We start from the raw sequence: 22,734 nt of genomic DNA on the forward strand, positions 1-22,734 counted from the left end.
GGGTTTTTTCCGGACAAACATGGGTGAAAATAAGGAAAAAGAAGGCTGGGACACCCATTGTCAACCACTAAAAATTATGATTTAATTGAAAATCAATTATTTAATCAAAAATGGGACTGACGACTGTCGAAAACAGGAAAAAGAGGCCCCCACTTATTACTAAATGGAAGCCTCGGGCCTGGTCATTTTAATTGATCATTTTTTCCTCGCCATTATTGTAATTACAGCGGAAATGATTGCAGCTGTAGTACCTATTTTGATGGCTAATCTTTCAGGTTTAAGTCGCCACTCTGCTTTCCACCCCTTTTCTGCAAAAATATTTGGGATATATCCATTTTTTAAATCATCAACAATTCCCTCATACTCATTAACTCTATCGGCAAAAATCAAAGTAAGCCAGTGGGTATAAGTATTTTCGCTAAATTGGAAAGCAAATCTTCGGAGCTTGCCGCTTAAACCGGTAGGAGGCATGGATGTCCCAAATACTGCCGAAATATTCGGCCTTTCTATAGACCTTAACACTTCCATATTTACAAGTTGCTGTTTAGGCCGCTCCCAATTATAGCCTTTGTGTTCTTCATTGGTGCGATTCTTCAAGGGGTAAGTGGGGTCATTTTTTGGGTCTGCATCAATCCCCCAACCTTTTATATGCGAATAATCTTTTGGTGTATTTTCCATAACATTTATCTTTATCTATTTGCAGATGGTGGAATAAGTACCGGTTTGATACAATTATCTAGCTTCTCGGAGAAAATATGGTATGCATCCGAAATCTCCTCCAATGGAACCCTATGGGTGATCAAACCTTTTGGATCCAAAACGCCATTTTGAACATGTTCAATCATTTTGGGCAAAAGCCTTTTTACGGAGGCCTGGTTGGCGCGGATAGTTATTCCTTTATTGACCACATCGCCAATCGGTATCAAATTATCGGTAGGCCCATATACACCCACTATAGAGACGATCCCTCCTTTCTTCACACTATTGATGGCCCAATGGAGAGCAGTAGCAGAACCTGCTTGCAATATTAGCTTTCTCCCTGTGATAGTCTGCATCACATCGCCCGCTGCTTCGGCTCCTACTGCATCGATGCATACATCAGCACCCATCCAGTCGGTTTCCTTTTTGATGAAAAGAACTGGGTCGTCCATTGACTTGAAATTATAGGCCTCACATTGGGCATAATTTCGAGCAAATTCCAACCGGTATTCAATATGGTCAATCACAATCACACGCCCAGCTCCAAAAAGCCAAGAACATTTAGCAGCCATGATACCAATGGGTCCAGCTCCAAAGATCACTACGGTATCTCCTTTTTGTATGCCCCCCATTTCGGCCGCTTGGTAGCCCGTAGGCACCACATCAGTCAGCAATACCGCATCATCCGGGTCCATTCCTTCCGGTATCACGGTTGGGCCGACATTCGCATATGGCACACGGACATATTCGGCTTGCCCTCCATCGTATCCACCAGCTGTATGGGAATATCCAAATATCCCCCCAACAGCCGTAGCCTGGGAATTGGCCTCGTGGCAATTTCCAAAAAGCCCCTGCTTACAGAAAGCACATTTGCCGCAGGCTATATTGAACGGAACTAATACTTTGTCCCCGACTTTGACATTGGTGACTTCACTTCCTATTTCTTCCACCACGCCTACAAACTCGTGGCCGAAAGTGGAACCTACCCTGGTATCGGGCACCAGCCCATTATAAAGGTGCAGATCGGAACCACAGATACAGGATCTCGTCACCCGTACAATGGCATCTTCGGGGTGCAATATGGTCGGTTCCGGTTTTTGGTCTATACGGACCCGTTTAGGGCCTCGGTAGTTCATTGCTAACATAGCGGTTGGTTTTGTGGTTGTGAAAAATTGCACGCCTTATACGGCAAACATCAGCCGTCAAGACCACTTGATGTAAAGCAAAACCATGCCACCTCAATTCATAAAAATGTTCAAATCATATTTTCAAACTGGTTTAAATCCAACAAATTCAACTCGCAACCTCCACATAATCAGATAATAGGTGACTAGCATGTAAAAGCAATTTTAGACCCTACCAAATTATCTTTTTCCTACTCCATTATTGTGCTCTTAAAAAATAACTTTAGCTTAGCATACTTAATTTAATTACCGCCCTTATGATGTATTCGTTTATTTATAAGTCAGCCACCGAGTTGGCTACTCTCATTCGTGAGCAAAAAGCCAGTAGTGAGGAAATTGTCAAAGAACACCTAGACTATATAAAATCTACCAATAATAAATTTAACGCCCTGATAAGTATTTTTGAGGAAGAGGCTTTGGAAACGGCCAAAACCCGTGACATTGAGGCGAAAAATGGACAGTTTTTAGGACCACTCCACGGTGTGCCCGTCACTATTAAGGAACAGTTTTGGATCAAGGGAAAAAGCAGTACGGCCAATTTCAAAATGCTCAAGGATTTTATTGGGCCCGAGGATGCTGTTGTGGTCCAAAGGATTAAAGCGAGCGGGGCGGTCATTCTTGGACAGACCAATGTACCTCAAAACCTGTTGGATTTTCAAGTTTGGGGTGATCTTTATCCTGAAGGAAAAAATCCGTACAATTCAGACCACACTCCGGGCGGAAGCACAGGAGGTGGGGCAGCAGCCTTGGCGGCAGGCTTTACCCCATTGGAGCTGGGAACGGACTTTGGCGGATCAGTAAGGATTCCGGCTAGTTTCTGTGGCCTTTATGGCTTAAAGCCAACGGATAAAACTGTACCCCTACACGGAAACCTACCGCTTCCAAAAGGCGCAAATACATTTTTAATCCACATGGCTCAGGCAGGCCCGCTAGGGCGAAATCTGGAGGACGTGGAAACCCTCTGGAAGGTCATCAAAGGGCCACATGAAAGTGACCGGAACATCCCACAAATAGATTGGAAAGAACCTGTGGACAAACCGCTGTCCGAATTTAAAATCGCTTGGACGGACGCATGGCCTGGTTATGAAGCCAGCAACGAAGTTTCTTCAAAGCTCAAAGAGCTTATAGACAAGCTTGACGCCGAAGGCACCAAAACCCATAAGCAAACCCCATCGGACAACCTGCATGAGGATAGCTTAAAGCTTTTTATGAGCCTTTTTCCCTACGTGATAAGCAACGGCACACCATGGTTTGTTAGAGCGATTATCAAGTTCCAATTGAAGAAAGGGTTGCTCAAAGGAAGCCCGCGATACTGGGAAGTGCTGAACAAAGCTTTCAAACTTCATATCAACCATTATGCGGAGGTCATGCTCACCAAAAGCCAGATCACTCAGAAATGGGAAGAGTATTTCAGAGAATATGATTTCCTGATCTGTCCGGTATCATTTGGTCCAGCTTACAAAAGGTGCAAATTGGGAAGCAAACTCACTTACGAAGGAAAAGAGCTAAAATACTTAGACTATGTATTTCCTTACTTAGCCTGCTTCAATGCCTCGGGCAATCCAGCGGTGACCATTCCGCTAGGATTGAGCAAGGAAGGGCTACCGGTCGGTGTGCAAATTGTAGGCCCCCATTGGAGTGAGCCCCAACTCTTGGCATTTGCCAAAAAAGTAGCGGCGCTGACCCCTGGTTTTGTCCGACCTGAGGGACTTTTGTAATGAGAAACAATTGGCTAGCAATCCCGTGTTAAGGGATTGACTAACCTTGAATAAGCTACATGCAATCCATAGATATAAAGGCCACTGACGGCTTTCTGATCAAAGCCAACTGGTTTGCCCCCACCACCCCAAATGAGCGGGTGGTGGTCATTTCTGCAGCTACGGGGGTTAGGCAGGAATTTTACGGCCCTTTCGCAGCACATCTGGCCAGTCTGGGCTACACGGTTTACACTTACGATTACAGAGGGATCGGAAAGAGTAGCCCGCCAAAGCTCAGAGGTTTTAAGGCAACCATGAGGGATTGGGCAACAAAAGATTTCAAAGGTGTCACCGATTACATACAAACCCGACACCCATCCTTCAGCAAATTCATGGTTGGCCATAGCGTAGGTGGGATTTTCATGGGCTTAAGTGATGCTCATCAGGCCTATGACGGCCTCATTACCGTGGCGGCCCAACATGGATATTGGAAACATTTCCATCTTCATTACAAGCCCCTAGTCCTTTCGCTTTTCCATGTAATACTGCCCACCTTCAATAATCTTTATGGCTACTTCCCATCCCATTATGTTAACCTTGGGGAGCCGCTACCTTATGGTGTAGCCAAGGATTGGCGCACCCTGATCACCCACCCTAATTCCATCATGAAACTGGCAGCCATGTCCGAAAATCATTACGCTGATATAAGCCAGCCCGTTCTTTCCATCAGCATTGACGACGACCTTATGGCTCCCAAAAAGGCCGTTGACCGCTTTGCCCAATCCATCCTAATTAATGCCCCTGTGAAAAGGGTTCATATCCTACCTGCGGATCATGATGTGAAATCCATTGGGCATATCAATTTCTTTAGGAAAAAATTCAGTGAGAGTTTATGGAAAATCCCGCTGGAATGGCTGGAAGATTTCCCAAAGTGATTAGTGTCACCAAGAGTCCACAATATTTCCCCTAATTTTGAAGATTAATATATTTACGTATAAATGGATTGGAAGAAAGAGTTTAAAAGCTGGGGAATAATACTGGCGGTCTTTGCCTTATTATATTTTACGGGCTTGATCACTCCAATTGTGGGCGGACTTCAATCCGTGATGCTTTCCACAGGATTGCTAAAACCAAACGTACTGCTTGAAAACAAAGAGCACCAAAACTTTGATTACAGGGGCCGACTCACTGATATGGAAGGGAACGTGGTGGATCTGAAGGATTTTAAAGGTAAAACTTTATTTATCAACCTTTGGGCGACATGGTGCCCTCCTTGTCGAGCAGAAATGCCGCATATCGCAGAATTATACAAAAAAGTCAATCATAAAGAGGACATAGCATTTTTGATGATTGCGCTGGATGATGACTTTCAAAAGAGTAAAAACTTTCTTGCCAAGAAAACATGGAAGTTTCCCGTATACCACGCCAGTCATGGTTTAAACGGCTCCCTACAAAGCCAATCCATCCCCACCACCCTCGTAGTTAACCCTGCCGGAGAAATTGTTTTCTATCATGAAGGCATGAGTAATTTTAATACGAAAGACTTTGAGGAATTTTTATTAAATCAGTCAAATCTTTAAAAGACTTGCCTTTTTTCCCCAAAAAAAATTGACTCATAACTAAATATAATTTAATTTTAAAAAACCATTAGTTATGAATAAAGTTCTATACATTCCCATTTTGTTCCTTCTGCTAGCTTGTGGCTCAAAAGTAGAAAAAAACTCTTCTAACCCCACCTCCTATGTTCTTGAGAAAGTGGATTCCTTTCTGGTGGACCACCTGACCCATGTTCGTATCATGGACTATAGCCCTGAAGAGGACATATTCTTGGCTTTTTCTGAAGGGGACGACAATTTTATGGAGTTGGATCTCAGCGGAAAAATTCTTAAAACCGTCAACAGAAAAGGAGAAGGACCCGATACTTATGGCGCACGCAACCCTGTAGCTCTAAGCTTTGGTCCGTATGGAGACCGGATGGTCCAAACCTCTTTTCAATTAATCAGCTATGACAAGGATTACCGCCAAACCCATAAAAGCGGTATCCGAAATATGTTGCCAGTAAGAGCCAATGTACCTCTGGGGAAAAATCAATATTTTAAACTGGATGGAGAGTATCATTACCTTGTCGGCCCAACTACCTATCTATCAAGTCACGCTCTCATCCATAATGAAGAAGGAAGGGATACGCTTCAGAATTTTTTGGTTCTAAATTTTGAAACTGGGGCATTAAAAAGCGCCGTACCTTATGGCCCTGAAGGTGTGTATAAAGAAACGGACCAAATTTTTTATAACCTTATGGGAAAATCATATTTTATCCAAGGTGATGAATTGTTTGTAGCCCAGAATTTAGGCAGTTCAATCCAGGTTTATGATCTCCAAAACGACTTTGAGCTTTCCCGCCAAATACCAATTTCGCATAAAACCTGGAAAAAGGCCTCTCCACTGCCTCTTGGCAGCAATACTGATAATGAAAAGGTAAATGCCATCTTTCACACTTCAGGTCGAAATAAATCTTTATACCCCATCAATGAAAACACCTTCTTATTGAGCTATTATACGGGTATATCTCAAAGTAAATATGAAACCTTCCAATCGGAAGGCACTTCTTTTATGCCCAAGAATCTATTGGAAGAAAACAAACTGCTAGTTTTTCACGACGGAAAACAACTTGAGGGTGAAATCGACCTCCCTCCTGGCACCATTTTATTCCCCCTTCCTGATGACCGACTATTGGTCCTTGATGAGGTCAGCGAAGAAGTGGAAGAAGAGTTTACAAAGTATAGTATATACCAGTTGAAACAAAGTAATTGAGGATTTTAAAAAAGGCTTAATACTAAGCCTTTTTTTTACCCCCGCTGTTATCATATCGCTTTCCCTCATCCTTTCAATAATTTGTTTAATTTTGCAACCTATCTCAAAACCGTAAACAATTCGCTGATAATGGCTGAATATAATTTTCAAGAAGTAGAAAAAAAATGGCAGGCATACTGGGAGCAAAACCAGATTTTCAATGCCCAACCGGACACTTCCAAACCTAAGTTTTATTCCCTGGATATGTTTCCCTACCCCTCCGGCGCAGGGCTACATGTTGGCCATCCACTGGGTTATATTGCATCCGACATTGTGACCAGATTCAAAAGGTCAAAAGGTTTCAATGTGCTCCACCCAATGGGTTACGATTCTTTCGGCCTCCCGGCAGAGCAATATGCCATCCAAACCGGTCAACACCCCGCTCTTACCACTGAGGAAAATATTGCCCGCTACACCCAGCAGTTAAAGAACATCGGTTTTGCATTTGATTGGTCCAAAGAGGTGAGAACTTCGGACCCAAGCTACTACAAGTGGACCCAGTGGATCTTCATGCAGATTTTTAATTCCTATTATGACAATAAGGAAAGAAAGGCCAAAAGCATAGCATCACTGATTCAAATTTTCAACGAAGAAGGAAACCTGAACGTTGACGCCGCTTGCGATGAGGATACACCATTCTTTACCGCTCATGAATGGAATGACTTTACTGAAAAGCAGCAGCAGGAAATGTTGCTTAAATACCGCTTGACTTTTTTAGCGGAAACCACGGTGAACTGGTGTTCTGCTCTGGGAACCGTCCTTTCCAACGATGAAGTGAAGGATGGCTATTCCGAAAGAGGGGGACATCCAGTGGAAAGAAAGAAAATGATGCAATGGAGCATGCGAATCACCGCTTATGCCGAAAGATTGCTGCAAGATCTTGAAACTGTAGAATGGGCCGAGCCGATCAAAGAAATGCAACGCAACTGGATAGGAAAATCCATAGGTGCGGAAATGACCTTTAGGGTAATCGGAAAAGCTGAAAAAATTAAAGTTTTCACCACCCGCATTGACACTATATACGGAGTGACTTATTTGGCTTTGGCTCCGGAAAGCGAACTTGTGGACAGTCTTGTGACGCCTGAGCAAGCTGAAGAGGTAAAAGCCTACGTGGAAGTGGCCAAAAACCGCTCCGAAAGAGACCGAATGACTGATGTGAAACACATCACAGGGGTCTTCACCGGTTCTTATGGAGTAAATCCTTTTAATGGAGAAAAGTTGCCTATCTGGGTGGCGGATTATGTACTTGCCGGATATGGAACTGGAGCAGTGATGGCCGTTCCGGCTCATGATGATAGAGATTATGCTTTTGCAAAGCACTTTGGACTAGACATTCGCCAAGTGGTGGAAGGTAGTATGGAGGACGGCGCTTTTTCCGCCAAGGAGGGCAAAATCATCAACTCTGACTTCCTCGACGGGCTCACCGTACAGGAAGCCTTGAAAAAAGGCATTGAACACCTAGAGGACAAAAAACTAGGCAAGGCTAAAATTCAATACAGAATGCGTGACGCTATTTTCACGCGTCAGCGATATTGGGGGGAGCCACTTCCTGTGTATTTCAAGGATGGCTTGCCTTATTTGATCGAAGAAAAAGATCTGCCACTGGTGTTGCCTGAAGTCGATAAATACTTACCAACTGAGGATGGAGAGCCGCCATTGGGAAGAGCCACGGATTGGACTTACAAAACTTCTGAAGGGGAGTTTCCTTTAGAAAAAAGCACCATGCCTGGATGGGCTGGGTCAAGCTGGTATTTCTTCCGCTACATGGATCCCAAAAATGATGATGTTTTTGCTGCTAAGGACAAACTTGATTATTGGGGAAATGTGGATTTATATATCGGCGGGGCGGAGCATGCTACAGGGCACTTGCTTTACAGCCGTTTCTGGACCAAATTCCTTTATGATTTAGGGTTGGTAAAGGTAAAAGAGCCTTTCCAGAAGATGATCAATCAAGGTATGATCCAAGGGAGATCTAATTTTGTCTATAGAATTAAAGGCACCAACACATTTGTCAGCTATGGTTTGAAAGACCAACATGACACTTCTGCCATGCATGTGGATGTCAACATTGTTTATAATGATCAACTGAATTTAGAGAAATTCAAGACTTGGAGACCGGACTTGAAGGATGCTGAATTTATTTTGGAGGACGGCAAATACATCTGCGGTTCAGAAGTGGAAAAAATGTCCAAATCCAAATACAACGTGGTGAATCCTGATGATATCATCGCCAGGTATGGAGCAGACACATTAAGGTTATATGAAATGTTCCTTGGCCCATTAGAACAGTTTAAGCCATGGAACACCAACGGAATTGATGGGGTTTTCAAGTTTTTAAGAAAGCTCTGGAACCTATATCATGACAACAATGGGAATCTGGCCATTTCGGAAGAAAAGGCAAGCCCCGAAGAATTGAAGTCACTTCATAAAACTATCAAGAAGGCTGAGGATGACATGAAGAATTATTCTTTCAACACTTCTGTATCGAGTTTTATGATCTGCGTCAATGAGCTGACGGCCTTGAAGTGTAACAAGAGAGAAATTTTGGAGCCTTTGGCAATAGTAGTTGCGCCATATGCCCCGCATATTGCAGAAGAGCTTTATTCAAGACTTGGACACACAACTTCTGTGGTAGAAGCCAGCTATCCTGAGTTTAAGGAAGAGCATTTGGTGGAAAACAGCCATGAATATCCGGTTTCCATCAATGGCAAAATGAGAACAAAGCTTGCGTTACCCTTGAGCCTCACCAAGGCTGAAATTGAGGAAGCTGCCATGCAGAATGAGGTGGTGCAAAAATGGCTTGACGGCAATCAGCCGAAGAAGGTCATCGTGGTGCCAGGGAAAATCATTAATGTAGTGGTGTAATTTAAAAAGGCCAGGCAGGATTTTTAAAACCTGCCTGGCCTTTTTTTAAAAGAATTCAAAGAAAGGTCCCTGATCGTTGATCTTGTCGGTAGTCCTTTCACTTCTTTTGATTCTCCCTTCCTTCATCCAAGTACTGAAGTCGGTATTCACTTCCTGTTCAGATCTTTTGGACCGTATGGAATAATCCTTGGCGGAAAATACTTCGCCTTTTTTGTAATATTTATCCAAGTCGTAAGGCATAACTATTTGGTTGTTTAGGGTTTAAAATAAATCACATAGGCATCTTTTTCTAAGTAAAGCCTTTAATTATTTTAACAGTCAAAGAAATGAATTGTTATGTCGAACGAATGGTGTTAGTCTGAGGTTATTCTATATACACTTGACTACAAACCTTAATGTATCTTGAGGACAACTATAGTTCTCCCTTAAAACCAATCTTTATGAAAATCACAGAAAAAACCATCGTGGGCCTAACTTATGAACTCAAAGTCACTAAAGAGGGAGAGGAATCCGCTCCATTTAGCGTGGAAGTTAGAGATCAAGAAGACCCATTCTACTTTGTCTTCGGATTGAGTGGGCTGCCAGAAAAATTCGAAACCCTGTTAGAAAATAAACAACAAGGTGATACTTTCCAGTTTACCTTAAAGTCTGAGGAGGCATATGGACAAGCTGATGATGAGATGATCATGTCCATACCTAAGGAACAATTTACCACCCAAAACGGCTTTACCCCTGAAATGCTAGAGGAAGGAAACTTCCTTCCATTAGCTGATGAGGATGGGAATACCATGCAGGCTAAAGTGGTGAAAGATCTTGGCGAAGAAGTTTTACTTGACTTCAACCATCCTTTGGTAGGATTCGACCTTCATTTCGATGGAGAAGTGCAGGAAGTAAGAGAAGCATCTGAAGAGGAAATTGCCCATGGGCATGTGCATGGTGAGCACGGACACCAGCATTGATAAGTACGAAGTACGAAGAAGAGGAAGAAGAATACATTAAGCCAAGGCTGCGCATGCGTCTTGGCTTTTTTTATTGATATTCAAATGGATATGTAGTAAATTCAGTTTATGAAGGAAGAGGAAACCAAAGACCAGACCCAAGAACCATTCACCGAATATGGTCGCTATACCTATGCCGATTATCTGACTTGGCAGATGGATGAGATGGTGGAGTTGATAAAAGGAAGGGTTTTCCGGAATGCTGCTGCTCCAAGGAGGATCCATCAGGAAATTTCTGGCAAAATTTACACAAAAATCTTCACTTTTCTTGAAAGCCACCCTTGCAAAGTTTATAATGCTCCATTCGATGTACGTCTTCCTGTTAAGTCCAATAGGAATGAAGAAATTGACACCGTAGTCCAGCCAGACATTTGCGTAGTCTGTGACAAAAGTAAATTGGATGAAATGGGTTGCATTGGGGCTCCTGATCTGATTATCGAAATCCTTTCACCTGGAAGTAACAAAAAAGAGCTTAAGCCCAAATACGAGGTGTACGAGGAGTCCGGTGTGCAGGAATATTGGGTCATTCACCCAAGCGAGCAGACCGCTCTTGCCTACACTCTTGTAAATGGCCAATACCAACCATCCAAACTTTTTACTTCAGGCGATTTTCTTGAATCCAAAAGTATTCCTGGATTTAAACTTGACTTGGAGTATGTCTTCAGAGACTTGGAATAGCACAGTTTAAGGCCTAAAACCCTCATTCGTGGCATTTAAGCCAATACATTTTCCCCAGACTTTTCGAAGGAAATAATATTATCCTCCAAAAAAGAAAGCTGAATCACATCCCCTTTTTTGTAAAGCCTTTCTTGATCCTCTATTTTCCAAACAACCCCCGATTCTTCTAACCGGACGGTAAGCTGTGTGTAATGTATTAGGTATTGGGCTGTAATGATTTCAGCTTTCAAAAGCCCGCTTTCTTCAATTTTCACATCTGACGGTCGAAGGTATGCCCCCTCGTTTTGAGGCAGTGGATTTAGATGGCTAAAAAGCTGTGCTGTATACAGGTTTTTGGGATTTCTGAAAATCTCTTTCGGGGAACCATGCTGGACCAGTTCTCCACTTTTAAGAATAAATAATTTCTTACTCATCAAAAGCGCATCATCCAGATCATGTGTAACAAAAACGACGGTCATCTCTGAATCCACAAAAATATGTCGTAATTCCTCTATCAAAACTCTTTTTTGGATAGTATCTAAGCTACTGAATGGCTCATCCAACAATAGCACCTCAGGCTCTATACTTAATGCACGTCCGATTGCCACTTTCTGTTGTTGCCCGCCAGAAAGTTGCTTAGGGTATTTGTGTCGAAAATCTGAAAGATTAAGCATCTCCAAAATTTCCTCCACCCTTTCCTTGCGGTACTCTTTATCGTAAAGCAAAAGTGGTCTACCGATATTTTCTTCAACTGTAGAATTGAGGTAAAGCTTATACTGCTGGTGAATCAACTTTATCTCATCATAACCGGCAACAAGTTTCTCTGAAGGGTTTAATATTTTCTCATCTGCCAAAAACACCCTGCCTTCATCCTGAGTCTCCAGCCCTGCGATAATCTTCAACAAGGTGCTTTTCCCAGAACCACTTTCCCCCAGCACAGAGACTACCTCCCCTTTCCCAAGCGAAAAGCCCACTTGTTTTAAGGCAATATTCTTTTCATCATACTGCTTGGATAAATTCTCTATATTGAGGTAACTCATTTGATTATTTCAGCTTGTGTCTTTTTGGGAAGGCTTTTGAGAACTAGGTCATAAGAATGATCCGTGAGCTCTAGTATTAGCTTTTGAGATATGGATCCATCGCAGGATACCGTATTCCAGTGTTTTTTGTTCATATGATACCCAGGAAGTATTCCTGTGTACAACTCCCTTAACTCCACAGCCTTTTCCGGATTGCATTTAAGGTTAATGCTCTCAAAAGATGTAATATCGGTAATGGCAAAAATCTTACCCCCAACCCTAAAACATAGGGTGTCTTCATCAAAAGGTGTATCCTCTGTTACCCCGGGGAGTCCAAGGCAATAGTCCCTAAAAATCTCGATATCCATTTCTACTTAAAACATTAACGCAGAGATAAACTATACCTCTGCGCTTTAAATATCAACAATTACATTAACCTCCGGATGATCCAAAATATAACCGCAAACAGAAACACTAGAATGGAAATCTTATTGATTCCGTGCATCATTCTTAGGTTAAAATTGCTTTTTTGGTTGGGGTCAGGTTTCCTGAAAACTCTGAAGAAGTAATTCCCAACTTCACCTAGCTGGAAAAACTCCTGAAATCTATTTTTTGCCATAATACCTTCCAATTTACCTATTAACCCAACTGCTCGATTTCGGGTTCAATCCACTGCCCATCTTTTCGGATAATGTTAATCAGCTCATCCACGGCTTTTTCTGAAGGCACAGACCGCTTCATCACCTCTTTTCCTTTGTATAGGGTAATTTTTCCTTTTCCCGAACCTACATACCCGTAATCCGCATCAGCCATTTCTCCTGGCCCATTTACAATACAGCCCATGATGCCTATCTTCACGCCTTTCAGATGGTCAGTACGCTTGCGAATCATAGCCGTGGTCTCTTGCAGATCAAACAAAGTTCGGCCGCAGGAAGGGCAACTAATGTACTCAGTTTTGGACATTCTGGTTCGAGCAGCCTGCAACACACCAAAGCTAACCGAGTTGTGAAGCTTCACTTGAGCGAAAGCCTCCTCACGGTCATTCAATTCGCTACCGGCCAAGCCCATCATCACTCCATCACCCAGGCCATCAATTAGCAAACCGCCAACATCCGTAGCTGCATAGAGCATAGTTTGATCATTGTCCAGGCCTTTGTAATCAGTTTTGATTATCACCGGAGCCTTTATCTTTTGATCCATAATATTCACCATAGCCCTTCTTAACGCGGGCAGCTGGTGGCTATTTCTGGAGAAAAGAATCAGCACGACATTGGTCTTTTCAGCAATATCACTTGGTAGATTATCGGCCTCCTTATCTTCTAAAAGCACAAAGTTCAATGCCGTATGCAGATTTTCGGCAGCTTCGAATTCCTCCAAAGAGAAAACAGGAAACTTGTTGGCAACATCGCTACTTTTTTCCCAAATGCTAAAGTCTTGAATTTCTTTCAACCCATTGGGCAGCATAAAGGGAATAGAGTTTTTGTAGGTAAACACAAAATCAGCCCCTTGGTCATTCATTTTCCATTTATCTAACTCGGGAAGATAAAAATGGCCTATATTTTTCAGCTCCTTAGGAGTGATTTCCGAAAAAGATGAAAGGTCCGCCAAAACCCGCGGGACATTGCTTCCTCCCAAATTGAAAACCTCCTGAGTCGCTCTTCGACTGTATTCGAATGGATTCAAAGGATAGTCCTTAATATCCTGGATGGGTTCATGACCAATTCTTTTTTTATATCTATCGATCAAGGCCTGAGCTACCGGAGCTTCAAATTCCGGATCTTCGGTCAGGGAAACCCTCACTGTATCGCCCAGCCCATCTTCCAATAATGTACCAATGCCGACCGCCGATTTCACACGACCATCCTCGCCATCCCCGGCCTCAGTGACACCAAGGTGCAATGGATACGGTTTGAATTCACCTTCCTCCAGTTTCTGCACCAATAGTCTGTAAGCCTGCACCATGACTTGGGTATTGGAGGACTTCATGGAAATGACAATATTATAGAATTGCTCATCTTCACAGATGCGCAAAAACTCCAAAGCTGACTCCACCATTCCAAGTGGCGTATCCCCATAACGACTCATAATCCTGTCGGACAATGACCCGTGATTGGTTCCAATTCGCATGGCAGTGCCGTGCTCCTTGCAGATTTTCACCAACGGCAAAAAACGCTCTCTGATCCTATCAAGCTCTTCTTGATAGCTCTCATCTGTGTATTCAAGAACCTCAAATTTCTTCTTATCAGCGTAATTTCCAGGGTTGATTCGGACTTTCTCTACAATTTTGGCTGCTATTTCAGCTGCATTTGGGGTAAAGTGAATGTCCGCCACCAATGGCACTTGATAACCTCTCTGGGCAAGACCATCCTTGATGTTTTGAAGATTTTCCGCCTCCTTCATACTTGGTGCAGTGATTCTGATCAGCTCACAGCCGCTTTGAATCATCCGGATGCATTGCTCGATAGACCCCTCGGTATCCATGGTATCCACGGTGGTCATGGATTGCACCACAATTGGATTGTCCCCTCCAATTATCACATCTCCTACTCTTACAGGGATAGTCTTTCTTCTAGAGTACGAGGTAAGACTATTACAATATTTGACCTTATCGATTATATTCTTAGTATCCATTTTATCTTAGATATCACCCAACTGGGGTCTGATCACAATTTCTTCCACTACTGATTGGGGCGACATGCTATAGGCTGACCATACCGCCTCGGCCACATCGCTAGCCTTCATAAATCTCTCTTCAGGTATACCAGCACCTTCCCAACTTGCGGTAAAGGTCGCCCCCGGCATGATAGAAGTCACTTTGACATTATGCTCCAGCATCTCTTGTCTCAAACACTTGGTAAAGCCCAATAGTGCCCATTTGGAAATGGCATAAGTTCCACCATTGCCATATGCTGTCATGCCGGCAATAGATCCCATGCTAAAAATATGACCACTTTTTCTTTCGACCATAGCCTGCGTAAAAGCTCTAGTCAGGTAGTAGACGGAAAAAAGATTAGTGTGCATCATCAACTCAAAATTACCTTCAGGCTCCTCATGAATTGACCCAGGTAGAAAAACCCCTGCATTGTTGATCAAAACATCAGGCACGGTGTGTCCCTTCACCCATTGGGCAAAAGCCTCCACTTCTTCTTTCTTGCTCAAATCTGCAGTTTTGGCAAAATAGCCAATACCTGGGTATTCAACTTTCAATTCTTCTCCTAAGGAATCCAAATCCTGTTGAGTTCTGGAGCAGGTGTAAATATCAAAGCCGGCAGCGGCAAACTTAAAAATGATGGCTCTGCCAATCCCTTTGGTACCACCGGTAACCAGTATGCTTTTGGACATTTTGTTGTTGTTTTAACTGTTAGTACACTAACTATCTGCAGCTGGCAAAGTTATCATTTTTGAGGGAATTGTCAGAGAGCAAACGGTTTTTTATTGAGGCAAACGGGAATCATGCCCTCGAAAACAAACTCCGTGAAACTCAAATTATAACTCGGTGAAATACTGAGGCCTTTTGCTTCTAGCCTCTAAAACAACGCCGACACCTGCATCCTCCCCACATGAATAATTCGCCCCAAGCCTTCAGAATTTCTGCCTTCATAAACCATGTTCAGCTGTAATCCCTCTCCAATTTTCTGAAGCCAATTCAAATTCCAGATGAAATTGTTGCCCGGGGTCAAGGCCTGCAGCATTTCATAACCCACGGGAGAATTGGTCTCTCCGTTATAGTTAATGTACGTGTAGTTAAAGTTGGCGTTCAAAGTTGTTTTGATTGCCCGTGCAAAACGAACATCAAACGACATTTGATGAAGGGAGGCTATTTCCTCAAACTCCACATTCTCCAAGTTCCTTTTTCCGGTAAAAGTGTAATTGGCGGTGGTACGGAAAACCGAGGAAGGTTGGAAGGCCAATTCAGGTCCATAACCATGCTGAGCGATGGTATAATTGCGGTTGTCCAAAAAATCAGAAGCCGCAGCCCGCTGCCCACGATTGGCCATCACCCTTAAGTTGACTAGTGAATTCACCTGATAGCGGGAATTTAGCCTCAAATCATGTTGAGCCACATCTTCAAATCCTCCGGAAAGCAACTGCTTGAACTGGCTATTAAATAAAGAGAGGTCAAAACCATACTTAGTAACGGCCCTATTGAAAAACATAGAAGACCTGATGGATTGTCTAATACTGACAAGATCCTCATCGGCGATACCATTCGCAAGTGGAAGTACCCTACTTCTAAAGTCATTGGCGGTTACTTTTTTGTCCACGTTCCAGCTATTATTGTTGGAAAAACGCGAAAGAAACTTTCTTATGCCCGCTGATTTTCGCCAAGCATCGGGAAACTTTGCATTTAGCCTATAATTGAAAATGGTGTTGTAAGCCTGAATGTATTCATCCGTGGGCACAAAGATTTTTACATAGTTTTTTTCCTCCGGATTGATGGCTATATAAAATTCATTGAGCTGCTGAATGCCATCCCCATTGTCGTCCCGCCAAGTGTGAGTCCCTTCCCCCGGAGGCACCGGAACGAACACAAATTCCCGCCTCAATTCCCTTCCGTTTCCAATTGCATAACTTAATTCATTGCGCAGATTGTGGGCAAAAGCACTTCCCAAGTAGTCCAACCGACCCATTATAGTTGTCTCCATAGGCAGGTCCCGACTCACATATTCCATCTGTCTATAGGTAAAAGTACCTTTCAGGTCATGTACACCAAATTTCCGTTGCAAACCGTATTGGGTGGTAAAAGCCTTGGTATCCGGCAACATTTCTCCCTGAATAGGGAAGTAATCCTCACGCCAAGATGCATCCGCAAAAAATGAATACGGAAGGGTATCATTGCTTTTGATGAAAAACTTATGCTCCTCAAAGTTCATGGCGGTACTCACTACACTATCGCTCTCAATTGCCGAAACGGCATTTCTATCCACATGAAAACTATAGCCGGGAACGAACACTTTACTCCTATAGGAAATATCCCCCCTATATCGAATCCAATCGGATTGAAATTGCTGAATCTGACTGTTTAGGTTGAAAAATTCGTTTCGTAGAAATACCCTCTCTCCTATCTGCTGATTGAATTGAGCCAAATGTTGGTAACCATTCAACACTTCCCCTCTATTTCGAAGATTTAATCTATAGGATAGCAAGTTGTCGGCATCCTTCACTGCTTCTGCTTGGGCTGAAAACAGCTTTTCCGATGCGGCAAATATCAAATCCTCCTGCTGCAAACTCCAGTCTCGATCAAATTCAATGTACCTCACTCGGTCGATGAAGGAGAAATTGACAGAATTGTATTCCACTTCTGCCTGCCCTTTGAAGGCATAATCTGGAAGCCATCCTATTTTCCTGTTTTGAGAACGAACTCCGGACTTGAATGCGTAGCCTTTATTTTCATTGTTATCTATTTCAGAAAATAGATTCTGGTCATTGGTGGAAAGCGCCACTTCGGAATATAGCTGCTCGTAAAGCCCAAGTTTGATCACAGTCCCAGCCGTCACCATTTCCTTTTTGCTTGGGGCAGGCAATGGTGCCTGAATAGAATAGTCGCCTTGCCTGACTCCATTTATGGGCTCCACAAATTCATACACCACTCCATTGGCAAGTTGCTGGCGTCTCACATAATCCCCGTTGCCTCGTCCTACCTGCAGAAAACTCGGGATGAACCTTGCCTCTTCAGCCTCGGTGCTGTAAACGTAGAACGATTCTCCACTCTCCCTAAATTGCCGCATATACATCACCCTGTTAGCATCAAATGCCGCGCTGTCCACACGAGGAATGACAGCTTGGTCGATATTATTGCCGACTGATGACAGCAATTGTTTATCCTGGTCCGAAAATTCAAAAAACAAAGGCCTGTTTCGGTTATCCTCCTCTTTGTAGTAATTCAAATAAAACTTCACATGTTTGTTTTCCTGAATATGGTTGGCCGACAAAATAGAACGTTGAAAATTCCTTTCCGCATATTCAAAATCAATTCTTACCCTTGAATATTGGGTGATCAGCACGTTGGTGGTAAAGGTTATTTCCCCTTGGTTGTAATCAATGACATAATCATAATTGAAGCCCCGCTTCAATTGCCTGCCATCCAAAAACACCTTTTCAGAATTAGCCATGATGATGACAAAGCGTTCGTTTTGGGGACCACGAATGCGGTAAGGCCCCAACACACCCTCAAGAATGGGGATCTCACTGGATGCAAATTTCCCTTTGGCAAAGGATGCCGCCACTTGCGTGGAAGCCTTCCAGTTTTCGCCCATTTCGTAACCGGTGGTGAATTGTAACCCTTGTACGTTCTTGTAATACCTCAAAAACTCGGATGTCCTGTTTTGCAAGACCACATCCCCGGCCGCCAGACTCATTTTGTCATTGTAAAGCTCTATCAATACGTTATCAAAATCCTGTAACTGCTGAGTGTTGCCTTCAGGCTGAAATGGTACATTTTGATCGGTAATGCTGGCACGCACGTACAAGTTATCGGCCAGTTGCCCATCCATCTGCAAATTCAAGGCGCTGTTTACAAACACGTTTTGAGTATTCCCGAATGATATTCCCCGGGTTAGGTTTCCGGATTTTTGCAAGTTGGATGTAGGAAATATTTCTTCACGAAAATCAAAAACCTCGGAGGCCTTCACCCGATTATCTTTAAAAAGTGCAGCTGAGTCATAATGCTCGGCAAGCGTCCTATGGGCAAATTTTTTCCCCAAGTCAAAAGGAAGGGTCTGAAAGCAAACCTCCAAGGAGTCAAAGGTCAAAGGACCTTCTAACTTCAAAATGCCAGTATTGATATTAAATGAATGGACAAAATCAGCGGTATCAGGGCTTTGAAAGACTATGCTTTCGGGCACCACTGTCAGGGAGTCCAGTCGCACTCCTTTCAAGAGGTCATCTTTTCCCAACCACCTACAAGAGATATCCTGGGCTGCCGCCGAAAAAACCACCAATAGCAGAAGCACACTACTTTTTAAAAAATGCCTTGCCCAGATCATATCACAACACTAACTTCCGCTAATGTAGTAATTTCATGGATATTTTAGGGAATGATAAGTAAAAAGAAGTTCCTACGCCCATTTCTGTTTCAAACCAAATTTTGCCACCGGCCGTATCCACACCCCTTCGGGCAATAGCCAAACCTAGCCCTGAGCCTTCTGATTTGGTACTGAAGTTAGGAACAAATATTTTATCCTTCAACTCTTCAGGAATACCCTTACCATTATCCCTGATTTCAAGTCTGACATAACTGTTTTTAGAAGAAAGATGAACACAGATCTCTGGTACCCTATCATCAGGCACAGCTTGAATACCGTTAATGATCAAGTTGGAAATGATCCTGCTGAACAGCTTCTCATCTCCAATGATGGAAATGATTTTCTCCGTGGTGTCATCTTGGAAGGTAACCTTACCCTTTTCATTGTTTTTGAAAAGCTCCACGGCCTCATGCACCACAAACTTGAAGTCTATCGGCTCACTTTGCGGTAAAGGCATTTTAGCGAAAGTACTGAAGGAGGTTGCAATATCGCTCAAGGTGTCCACCTGAAGGATCAAAGATTCTACTGGTTTCACGATCTGGGTAGGGTCCTCTATTTTTCCAGCAGCCTGAAGCCTTAGCATATGCTGCAAAGTTAACTTCATGGGAGTAAGCGGATTTTTGATCTCATGAGCCACCTGCTTAGCCATTTCCCTCCATGCAGATTCCTTCTCTGTACTCGCCAGCACTTTTTTACTGGACTCTAACTTGTAAAGCATGTTATTGTACTCATTTACCAATAGTCCAATCTCATCTTTACCTGGCCAGTACATTGGTTCGTTACTTTCCAAGTTGGTTGTCTTCAGCTTTTCGGTCAAGAGGCGGAATGGGAAGATCAACTGTTTGGAAACGAAGAAGGATACCACCAAGAATATCACAAATATGACTACGAAAATATTGAGGATGTTGCTGAACACATCAGCAATCACCATGTTGAGTTCACTTTCTGACTCGAAGAATGGAATAGAAATGATTCCCAAAATCCTTTGTCGCTCATTGTCCCTTAAAGCCAGATAGACGGTCTTGTAATTTAGATTCCCTACCTGTTCATCCAGAATCAGACGGTTATTCTGAGTTTCCAATATTTCACCCACGGCCAAAGGATGTAGGTAATCCGTAAGTACTTTTTTCTCAAAAATACTCGGTTGATTGGTAGCCATCAGTCGGCCATTAGGCATATATACATTGATATCTGTCCCTGTGGTGCCCGCAAGTCGGTGGACTTCCTCTAGAAATTGCTCCCTGTCCATGGCCCCTTTGGTCTGCTCTTCTAAGTAAGATGCGAGGTTGTTCCGGATGATGGTAGCCTTGTTGAAATATTGACGGTGAAGGTCATCGGTATAGCTATTTGTCAATAGACCAATAGAAATGATACTGATGATCAACATCGGGAAGAAAAAGGCAAAGTTGATGTAGAACTGGAGCTGTGTAGTGTAGTTGAATTGCAATCGGCCAAATCCTTGGAATAGCGAATACCCAAGAATACACACTAAGGTGAAAAGTAAATAAGCCACAAAGAACAAGGACACATCTGCAAGCACATAATTGGACGGGTAGATCGGTGATGTCACTATTATGGTTTTGGTCGGACCTTTTACACCAAAATGGTGGTGATTGTTCTTATAAACCCCTGTGGTGTATAAAGTTGGGTTATCAATCAGGTTTTCATTCTCTGGATTTCTATAATTATAGATACCCAAACTCATTTTGAATATTCCATCCTCATACACCGCATAGTCATACTTCTCAGAATAAAGGTTATTGGCATATTCCTGATCTAACAGCAATTTTGGAAATACACTGGAAGGCTGCACGCTTCTCTGCACCAGTTCCAACATGATCGTGCCCAAGAACTGGTCATCATTGTATAGACTGACGAAAGAGTAAAACTTATTCCCACCCGTTTCGGCTGTATTTCGGATAAAATAGAGATTACGAAATGGCGTTGCATAATCGCTCTTCATATGCTGGAAGCGATAATCTTCGAGTGTCTCCTCGGTTTCGCGCTGTGAGATCAGTTCACCCCGAGGGTTAAAGATTTTGACACTAAGATCATACTGATCAAAGTAATTGCTCATGAACACTCGACGGATCTTTTGCTCTATAGGGTCTTTAGACTGCAGAGGGTCGCTCATTCGGGATTTGATGAAGTAATCCTCCTCTATATTTTTCATGGCCTCAGACAGCAGGAATTCGGCCATGACGTCATTTTCAACCATCAGCTGGTTGGCGTATTTTATCTTGGACTGAATTTCCTTTTTGCGGTTATCCTGATATGCACCCGCACCGGTGATAATAGCCCCAATTAGGCATCCATAGAAAAAGGTCAGAAAAGTATTGAAGTCAAGTTTGAAAACATTCTTGTGTAGTTCAAAAGTGATAATGGACACCAACAAGATTAGATGAGCTAGATAAACTACAAGCAGTGTAAGATTATCATACCCTAAATACGCCACAATCGGTACCGAAAAAATCATCAAATGGGTCAAGACCGTTCTTCTACTGGTCTTATTCTTATACAACACCATCGTAATAGCTATCAATGTAAATAGCAAATAGGCTGCACCTCCTAAGAAAATTATGAATAGACTTATCCCCTGGAAATACGTGAAGGTGGGTACTGTCAAAATGTTAAGTTCCCATTGAGAGTTGTTAACTATATTGGTAAACAACCTGAAGAACAACATCAGCAGGATGGTGGAAAGCAGAAAGCTAAGATAATGGAAGAACCACTCTTTGTATTGTCTCTTGAATTTAAAGAATAGCACTAAGTATACCTTTCTGCTAAGCATAGCTATCAGTAAGAAAAGCAGAATGGCCGCTGTCAAAACATTTAAAAGCAAATCCCCCAAGCTCGGATTGATCAGCGAAGAGGCGTACTTGGAAGGATTGAAAAGTTGTGTATCAAAGTATTCTTGGGGGAAATGAAAGAAAATCATAATTGCCCTGATACTTATAAGAATCACTGTAGTATAACTGATGGCTAAACTTTTCTTACCTTTCTTCCATAATGTTCTTACAAAATCACTCCCCAATATTATCACCAACCCCATGATGGAAAAGAAAAACACCAAAAGCACGGTGCCGCTTTGATAACCTACTTGCTGGTAACCCGTCCTAAAAAGTACCGAGAAATAATATTCCCCATTATCCTTGAAGAGGTCCTGGAACCCTTCTTTGGGAGAAGATGAAAGAATAAACCTATCATTTCCAAATATGTCAGGGTTTTCCCCCTTATCAAGATACTCGTTATTAATGTCGATTTTATCATACAGGGTATAAACCTGGACCATCCAGAACAGCTGCCCCAATCGATTGATTTTTCGAAGCTTAATAAAATAAATACCCTTTTGATTTTCCAGCAATTGGTATTTCCGGGTGGTATCTAGATCCTCAAACTCAGGAATCATAGTGATGGATGACCAATAAAGCAATCCACCATTCACCGTAAAGAGATAAAAAGGGTGCTTGGTGTCTATATTCAGCGTTCTAAAGGAAACCTGCTTATCTGGCCGGTTATTCATCAACAATGTGATGTAGTCATCGTCAAATTCATCAACCACCCGGTCCATTTGGTCATTGACAAATTCAGCCTGTTCTTCATCAGTCCGGATGGTTGTTGTAAAAAAATTTACTCCCAGTAAAACAGCCAGGGAGGCGATGGCTATAAATAAGATTAAACGTCTTTTCTTTAGCATAATTTCGCTAAAAGTAAAAAAGCAAAGTTGATTTTCAAACTTT

At 42.7% G+C, this 22,734-nt stretch carries 17 protein-coding genes; 7 read left to right on the plus strand and 10 right to left on the minus strand.

The genetic code is table 11. The features are described 5' to 3' along the window. Window positions 1-195 precede the first annotated feature (195 nt). Together FPL27_RS15955 and FPL27_RS15960 are read right to left on the minus strand one after the other, a co-directional pair. Window positions 196-678 carry a hypothetical protein gene (locus tag FPL27_RS15955; protein ID WP_143962238.1) on the minus strand — a complete coding sequence of 161 codons (483 nt, stop codon included), beginning with the start codon at window positions 676-678 and terminating at the stop codon, window positions 196-198. Between the two features lie 11 nt (window positions 679-689). Beyond that, window positions 690-1,844 carry a zinc-dependent alcohol dehydrogenase gene (locus FPL27_RS15960; RefSeq protein WP_143962239.1) on the minus strand — a complete coding sequence of 385 codons (1,155 nt, stop codon included), beginning with the start codon at window positions 1,842-1,844 and terminating at the stop codon, window positions 690-692. 296 nt (window positions 1,845-2,140) lie between these two features. Between FPL27_RS15960 and FPL27_RS15965 the strand changes: the two genes are divergently transcribed. The 5 genes from FPL27_RS15965 to leuS all read left to right on the plus strand — a co-directional run bounded on the left by FPL27_RS15965 (window position 2,141) and on the right by leuS (window position 9,295). After that, entirely contained in the window at window positions 2,141-3,601 is a 1,461-nt protein-coding gene (locus tag FPL27_RS15965) for an amidase (RefSeq protein WP_143962240.1), read from the plus strand. Between the two features lie 59 nt (window positions 3,602-3,660). Further along, window positions 3,661-4,515, plus strand: coding sequence for an alpha/beta hydrolase family protein (locus FPL27_RS15970; RefSeq protein WP_143962241.1), 855 nt, complete (start codon window positions 3,661-3,663; stop codon window positions 4,513-4,515). Window positions 4,516-4,578: 63 nt separating this feature from the next. Further along, window positions 4,579-5,160, plus strand: a complete 582-nt coding sequence (locus tag FPL27_RS15975) for a TlpA family protein disulfide reductase (RefSeq protein ID WP_143962242.1) — start codon at window positions 4,579-4,581, stop codon at window positions 5,158-5,160. A 73-nt stretch (window positions 5,161-5,233) separates the two neighbouring features. After that, window positions 5,234-6,391, plus strand: coding sequence for a hypothetical protein (locus FPL27_RS15980; protein ID WP_143962243.1), 1,158 nt, complete (start codon window positions 5,234-5,236; stop codon window positions 6,389-6,391). A gap of 129 nt (window positions 6,392-6,520) precedes the next feature. After that, window positions 6,521-9,295 (plus strand): leucine--tRNA ligase, encoded by a 2,775-nt coding sequence (leuS, locus tag FPL27_RS15985; protein WP_143962244.1) that lies wholly within the window; start codon window positions 6,521-6,523, stop codon window positions 9,293-9,295. Between the two features lie 45 nt (window positions 9,296-9,340). Here the strand turns inward: leuS and FPL27_RS15990 are convergent, their stop codons facing one another. Beyond that, window positions 9,341-9,535, minus strand: a complete 195-nt coding sequence (locus FPL27_RS15990; protein ID WP_143962245.1) for a hypothetical protein — start codon at window positions 9,533-9,535, stop codon at window positions 9,341-9,343. A 200-nt stretch (window positions 9,536-9,735) separates the two neighbouring features. On the opposite strand from FPL27_RS15990, the gene FPL27_RS15995 reads away from it, so the two are divergent. After that, on the plus strand, window positions 9,736-10,254 hold the full coding sequence (locus FPL27_RS15995; protein WP_143962246.1) for an FKBP-type peptidyl-prolyl cis-trans isomerase: 519 nt from the start codon (window positions 9,736-9,738) through the stop codon (window positions 10,252-10,254). A gap of 108 nt (window positions 10,255-10,362) precedes the next feature. Further along, complete coding sequence (locus FPL27_RS16000; RefSeq protein ID WP_143962247.1) at window positions 10,363-10,971, plus strand: Uma2 family endonuclease; 609 nt, start codon at window positions 10,363-10,365, stop codon at window positions 10,969-10,971. Between the two features lie 35 nt (window positions 10,972-11,006). On the opposite strand, the gene FPL27_RS16005 is transcribed toward FPL27_RS16000, so the two are convergent. The 7 genes from FPL27_RS16005 to FPL27_RS16035 form a co-directional block, all read right to left on the minus strand. Next, entirely contained in the window at window positions 11,007-11,990 is a 984-nt protein-coding gene (locus tag FPL27_RS16005; protein WP_143962248.1) for an ABC transporter ATP-binding protein, read from the minus strand. After that, entirely contained in the window at window positions 11,987-12,337 is a 351-nt protein-coding gene (locus FPL27_RS16010; protein WP_143962249.1) for an MmcQ/YjbR family DNA-binding protein, read from the minus strand. Before FPL27_RS16010 ends, FPL27_RS16005 begins: the two co-directional genes overlap by 4 nt. A 59-nt stretch (window positions 12,338-12,396) precedes the next feature. Continuing rightward, complete coding sequence (locus FPL27_RS16015; protein ID WP_143962250.1) at window positions 12,397-12,588, minus strand: DUF6728 family protein; 192 nt, start codon at window positions 12,586-12,588, stop codon at window positions 12,397-12,399. A gap of 20 nt (window positions 12,589-12,608) precedes the next feature. Next, complete coding sequence (gene ispG / locus FPL27_RS16020) at window positions 12,609-14,600, minus strand: (E)-4-hydroxy-3-methylbut-2-enyl-diphosphate synthase (RefSeq protein WP_143962251.1); 1,992 nt, start codon at window positions 14,598-14,600, stop codon at window positions 12,609-12,611. A 6-nt stretch (window positions 14,601-14,606) separates the two neighbouring features. After that, complete coding sequence (locus FPL27_RS16025) at window positions 14,607-15,311, minus strand: SDR family oxidoreductase (protein ID WP_143962252.1); 705 nt, start codon at window positions 15,309-15,311, stop codon at window positions 14,607-14,609. Between the two features lie 185 nt (window positions 15,312-15,496). Next, window positions 15,497-18,955, minus strand: coding sequence for a hypothetical protein (locus FPL27_RS16030; RefSeq protein ID WP_143962253.1), 3,459 nt, complete (start codon window positions 18,953-18,955; stop codon window positions 15,497-15,499). Window positions 18,956-18,974: 19 nt separating this feature from the next. Beyond that, complete coding sequence (locus tag FPL27_RS16035) at window positions 18,975-22,691, minus strand: ATP-binding protein (RefSeq protein WP_143962254.1); 3,717 nt, start codon at window positions 22,689-22,691, stop codon at window positions 18,975-18,977. Window positions 22,692-22,734: the final 43 nt, after the last annotated feature.

The sequence above is a fragment of the Litoribacter populi genome (genome assembly GCF_007483685.1).
Lineage (GTDB): Bacteria > Bacteroidota > Bacteroidia > Cytophagales > Cyclobacteriaceae > Litoribacter > Litoribacter populi.

Excerpts from the sequence above, each read along its gene's own strand:
- FPL27_RS15955 (WP_143962238.1), bottom strand. The coding sequence starts at position 678 with ATGGAAAATACACCAAAAGATTATTCGCATATAAAAGGTTGGGGGATT.
- FPL27_RS15960 (WP_143962239.1), bottom strand. The coding sequence starts at position 1,844 with ATGTTAGCAATGAACTACCGAGGCCCTAAACGGGTCCGTATAGACCAA.
- FPL27_RS15965 (WP_143962240.1), top strand. The coding sequence starts at position 2,141 with ATGATGTATTCGTTTATTTATAAGTCAGCCACCGAGTTGGCTACTCTC.
- FPL27_RS15970 (WP_143962241.1), top strand. The coding sequence starts at position 3,661 with ATGCAATCCATAGATATAAAGGCCACTGACGGCTTTCTGATCAAAGCC.
- FPL27_RS15975 (WP_143962242.1), top strand. The coding sequence starts at position 4,579 with ATGGATTGGAAGAAAGAGTTTAAAAGCTGGGGAATAATACTGGCGGTC.
- FPL27_RS15980 (WP_143962243.1), top strand. The coding sequence starts at position 5,234 with ATGAATAAAGTTCTATACATTCCCATTTTGTTCCTTCTGCTAGCTTGT.
- leuS (WP_143962244.1), top strand. The coding sequence starts at position 6,521 with ATGGCTGAATATAATTTTCAAGAAGTAGAAAAAAAATGGCAGGCATAC.
- FPL27_RS15990 (WP_143962245.1), bottom strand. The coding sequence starts at position 9,535 with ATGCCTTACGACTTGGATAAATATTACAAAAAAGGCGAAGTATTTTCC.
- FPL27_RS15995 (WP_143962246.1), top strand. The coding sequence starts at position 9,736 with ATGAAAATCACAGAAAAAACCATCGTGGGCCTAACTTATGAACTCAAA.
- FPL27_RS16000 (WP_143962247.1), top strand. The coding sequence starts at position 10,363 with ATGAAGGAAGAGGAAACCAAAGACCAGACCCAAGAACCATTCACCGAA.
- FPL27_RS16005 (WP_143962248.1), bottom strand. The coding sequence starts at position 11,990 with ATGAGTTACCTCAATATAGAGAATTTATCCAAGCAGTATGATGAAAAG.
- FPL27_RS16010 (WP_143962249.1), bottom strand. The coding sequence starts at position 12,337 with ATGGATATCGAGATTTTTAGGGACTATTGCCTTGGACTCCCCGGGGTA.
- FPL27_RS16015 (WP_143962250.1), bottom strand. The coding sequence starts at position 12,588 with ATGGCAAAAAATAGATTTCAGGAGTTTTTCCAGCTAGGTGAAGTTGGG.
- ispG (WP_143962251.1), bottom strand. The coding sequence starts at position 14,600 with ATGGATACTAAGAATATAATCGATAAGGTCAAATATTGTAATAGTCTT.
- FPL27_RS16025 (WP_143962252.1), bottom strand. The coding sequence starts at position 15,311 with ATGTCCAAAAGCATACTGGTTACCGGTGGTACCAAAGGGATTGGCAGA.
- FPL27_RS16030 (WP_143962253.1), bottom strand. The coding sequence starts at position 18,955 with ATGATCTGGGCAAGGCATTTTTTAAAAAGTAGTGTGCTTCTGCTATTG.
- FPL27_RS16035 (WP_143962254.1), bottom strand. The coding sequence starts at position 22,691 with ATGCTAAAGAAAAGACGTTTAATCTTATTTATAGCCATCGCCTCCCTG.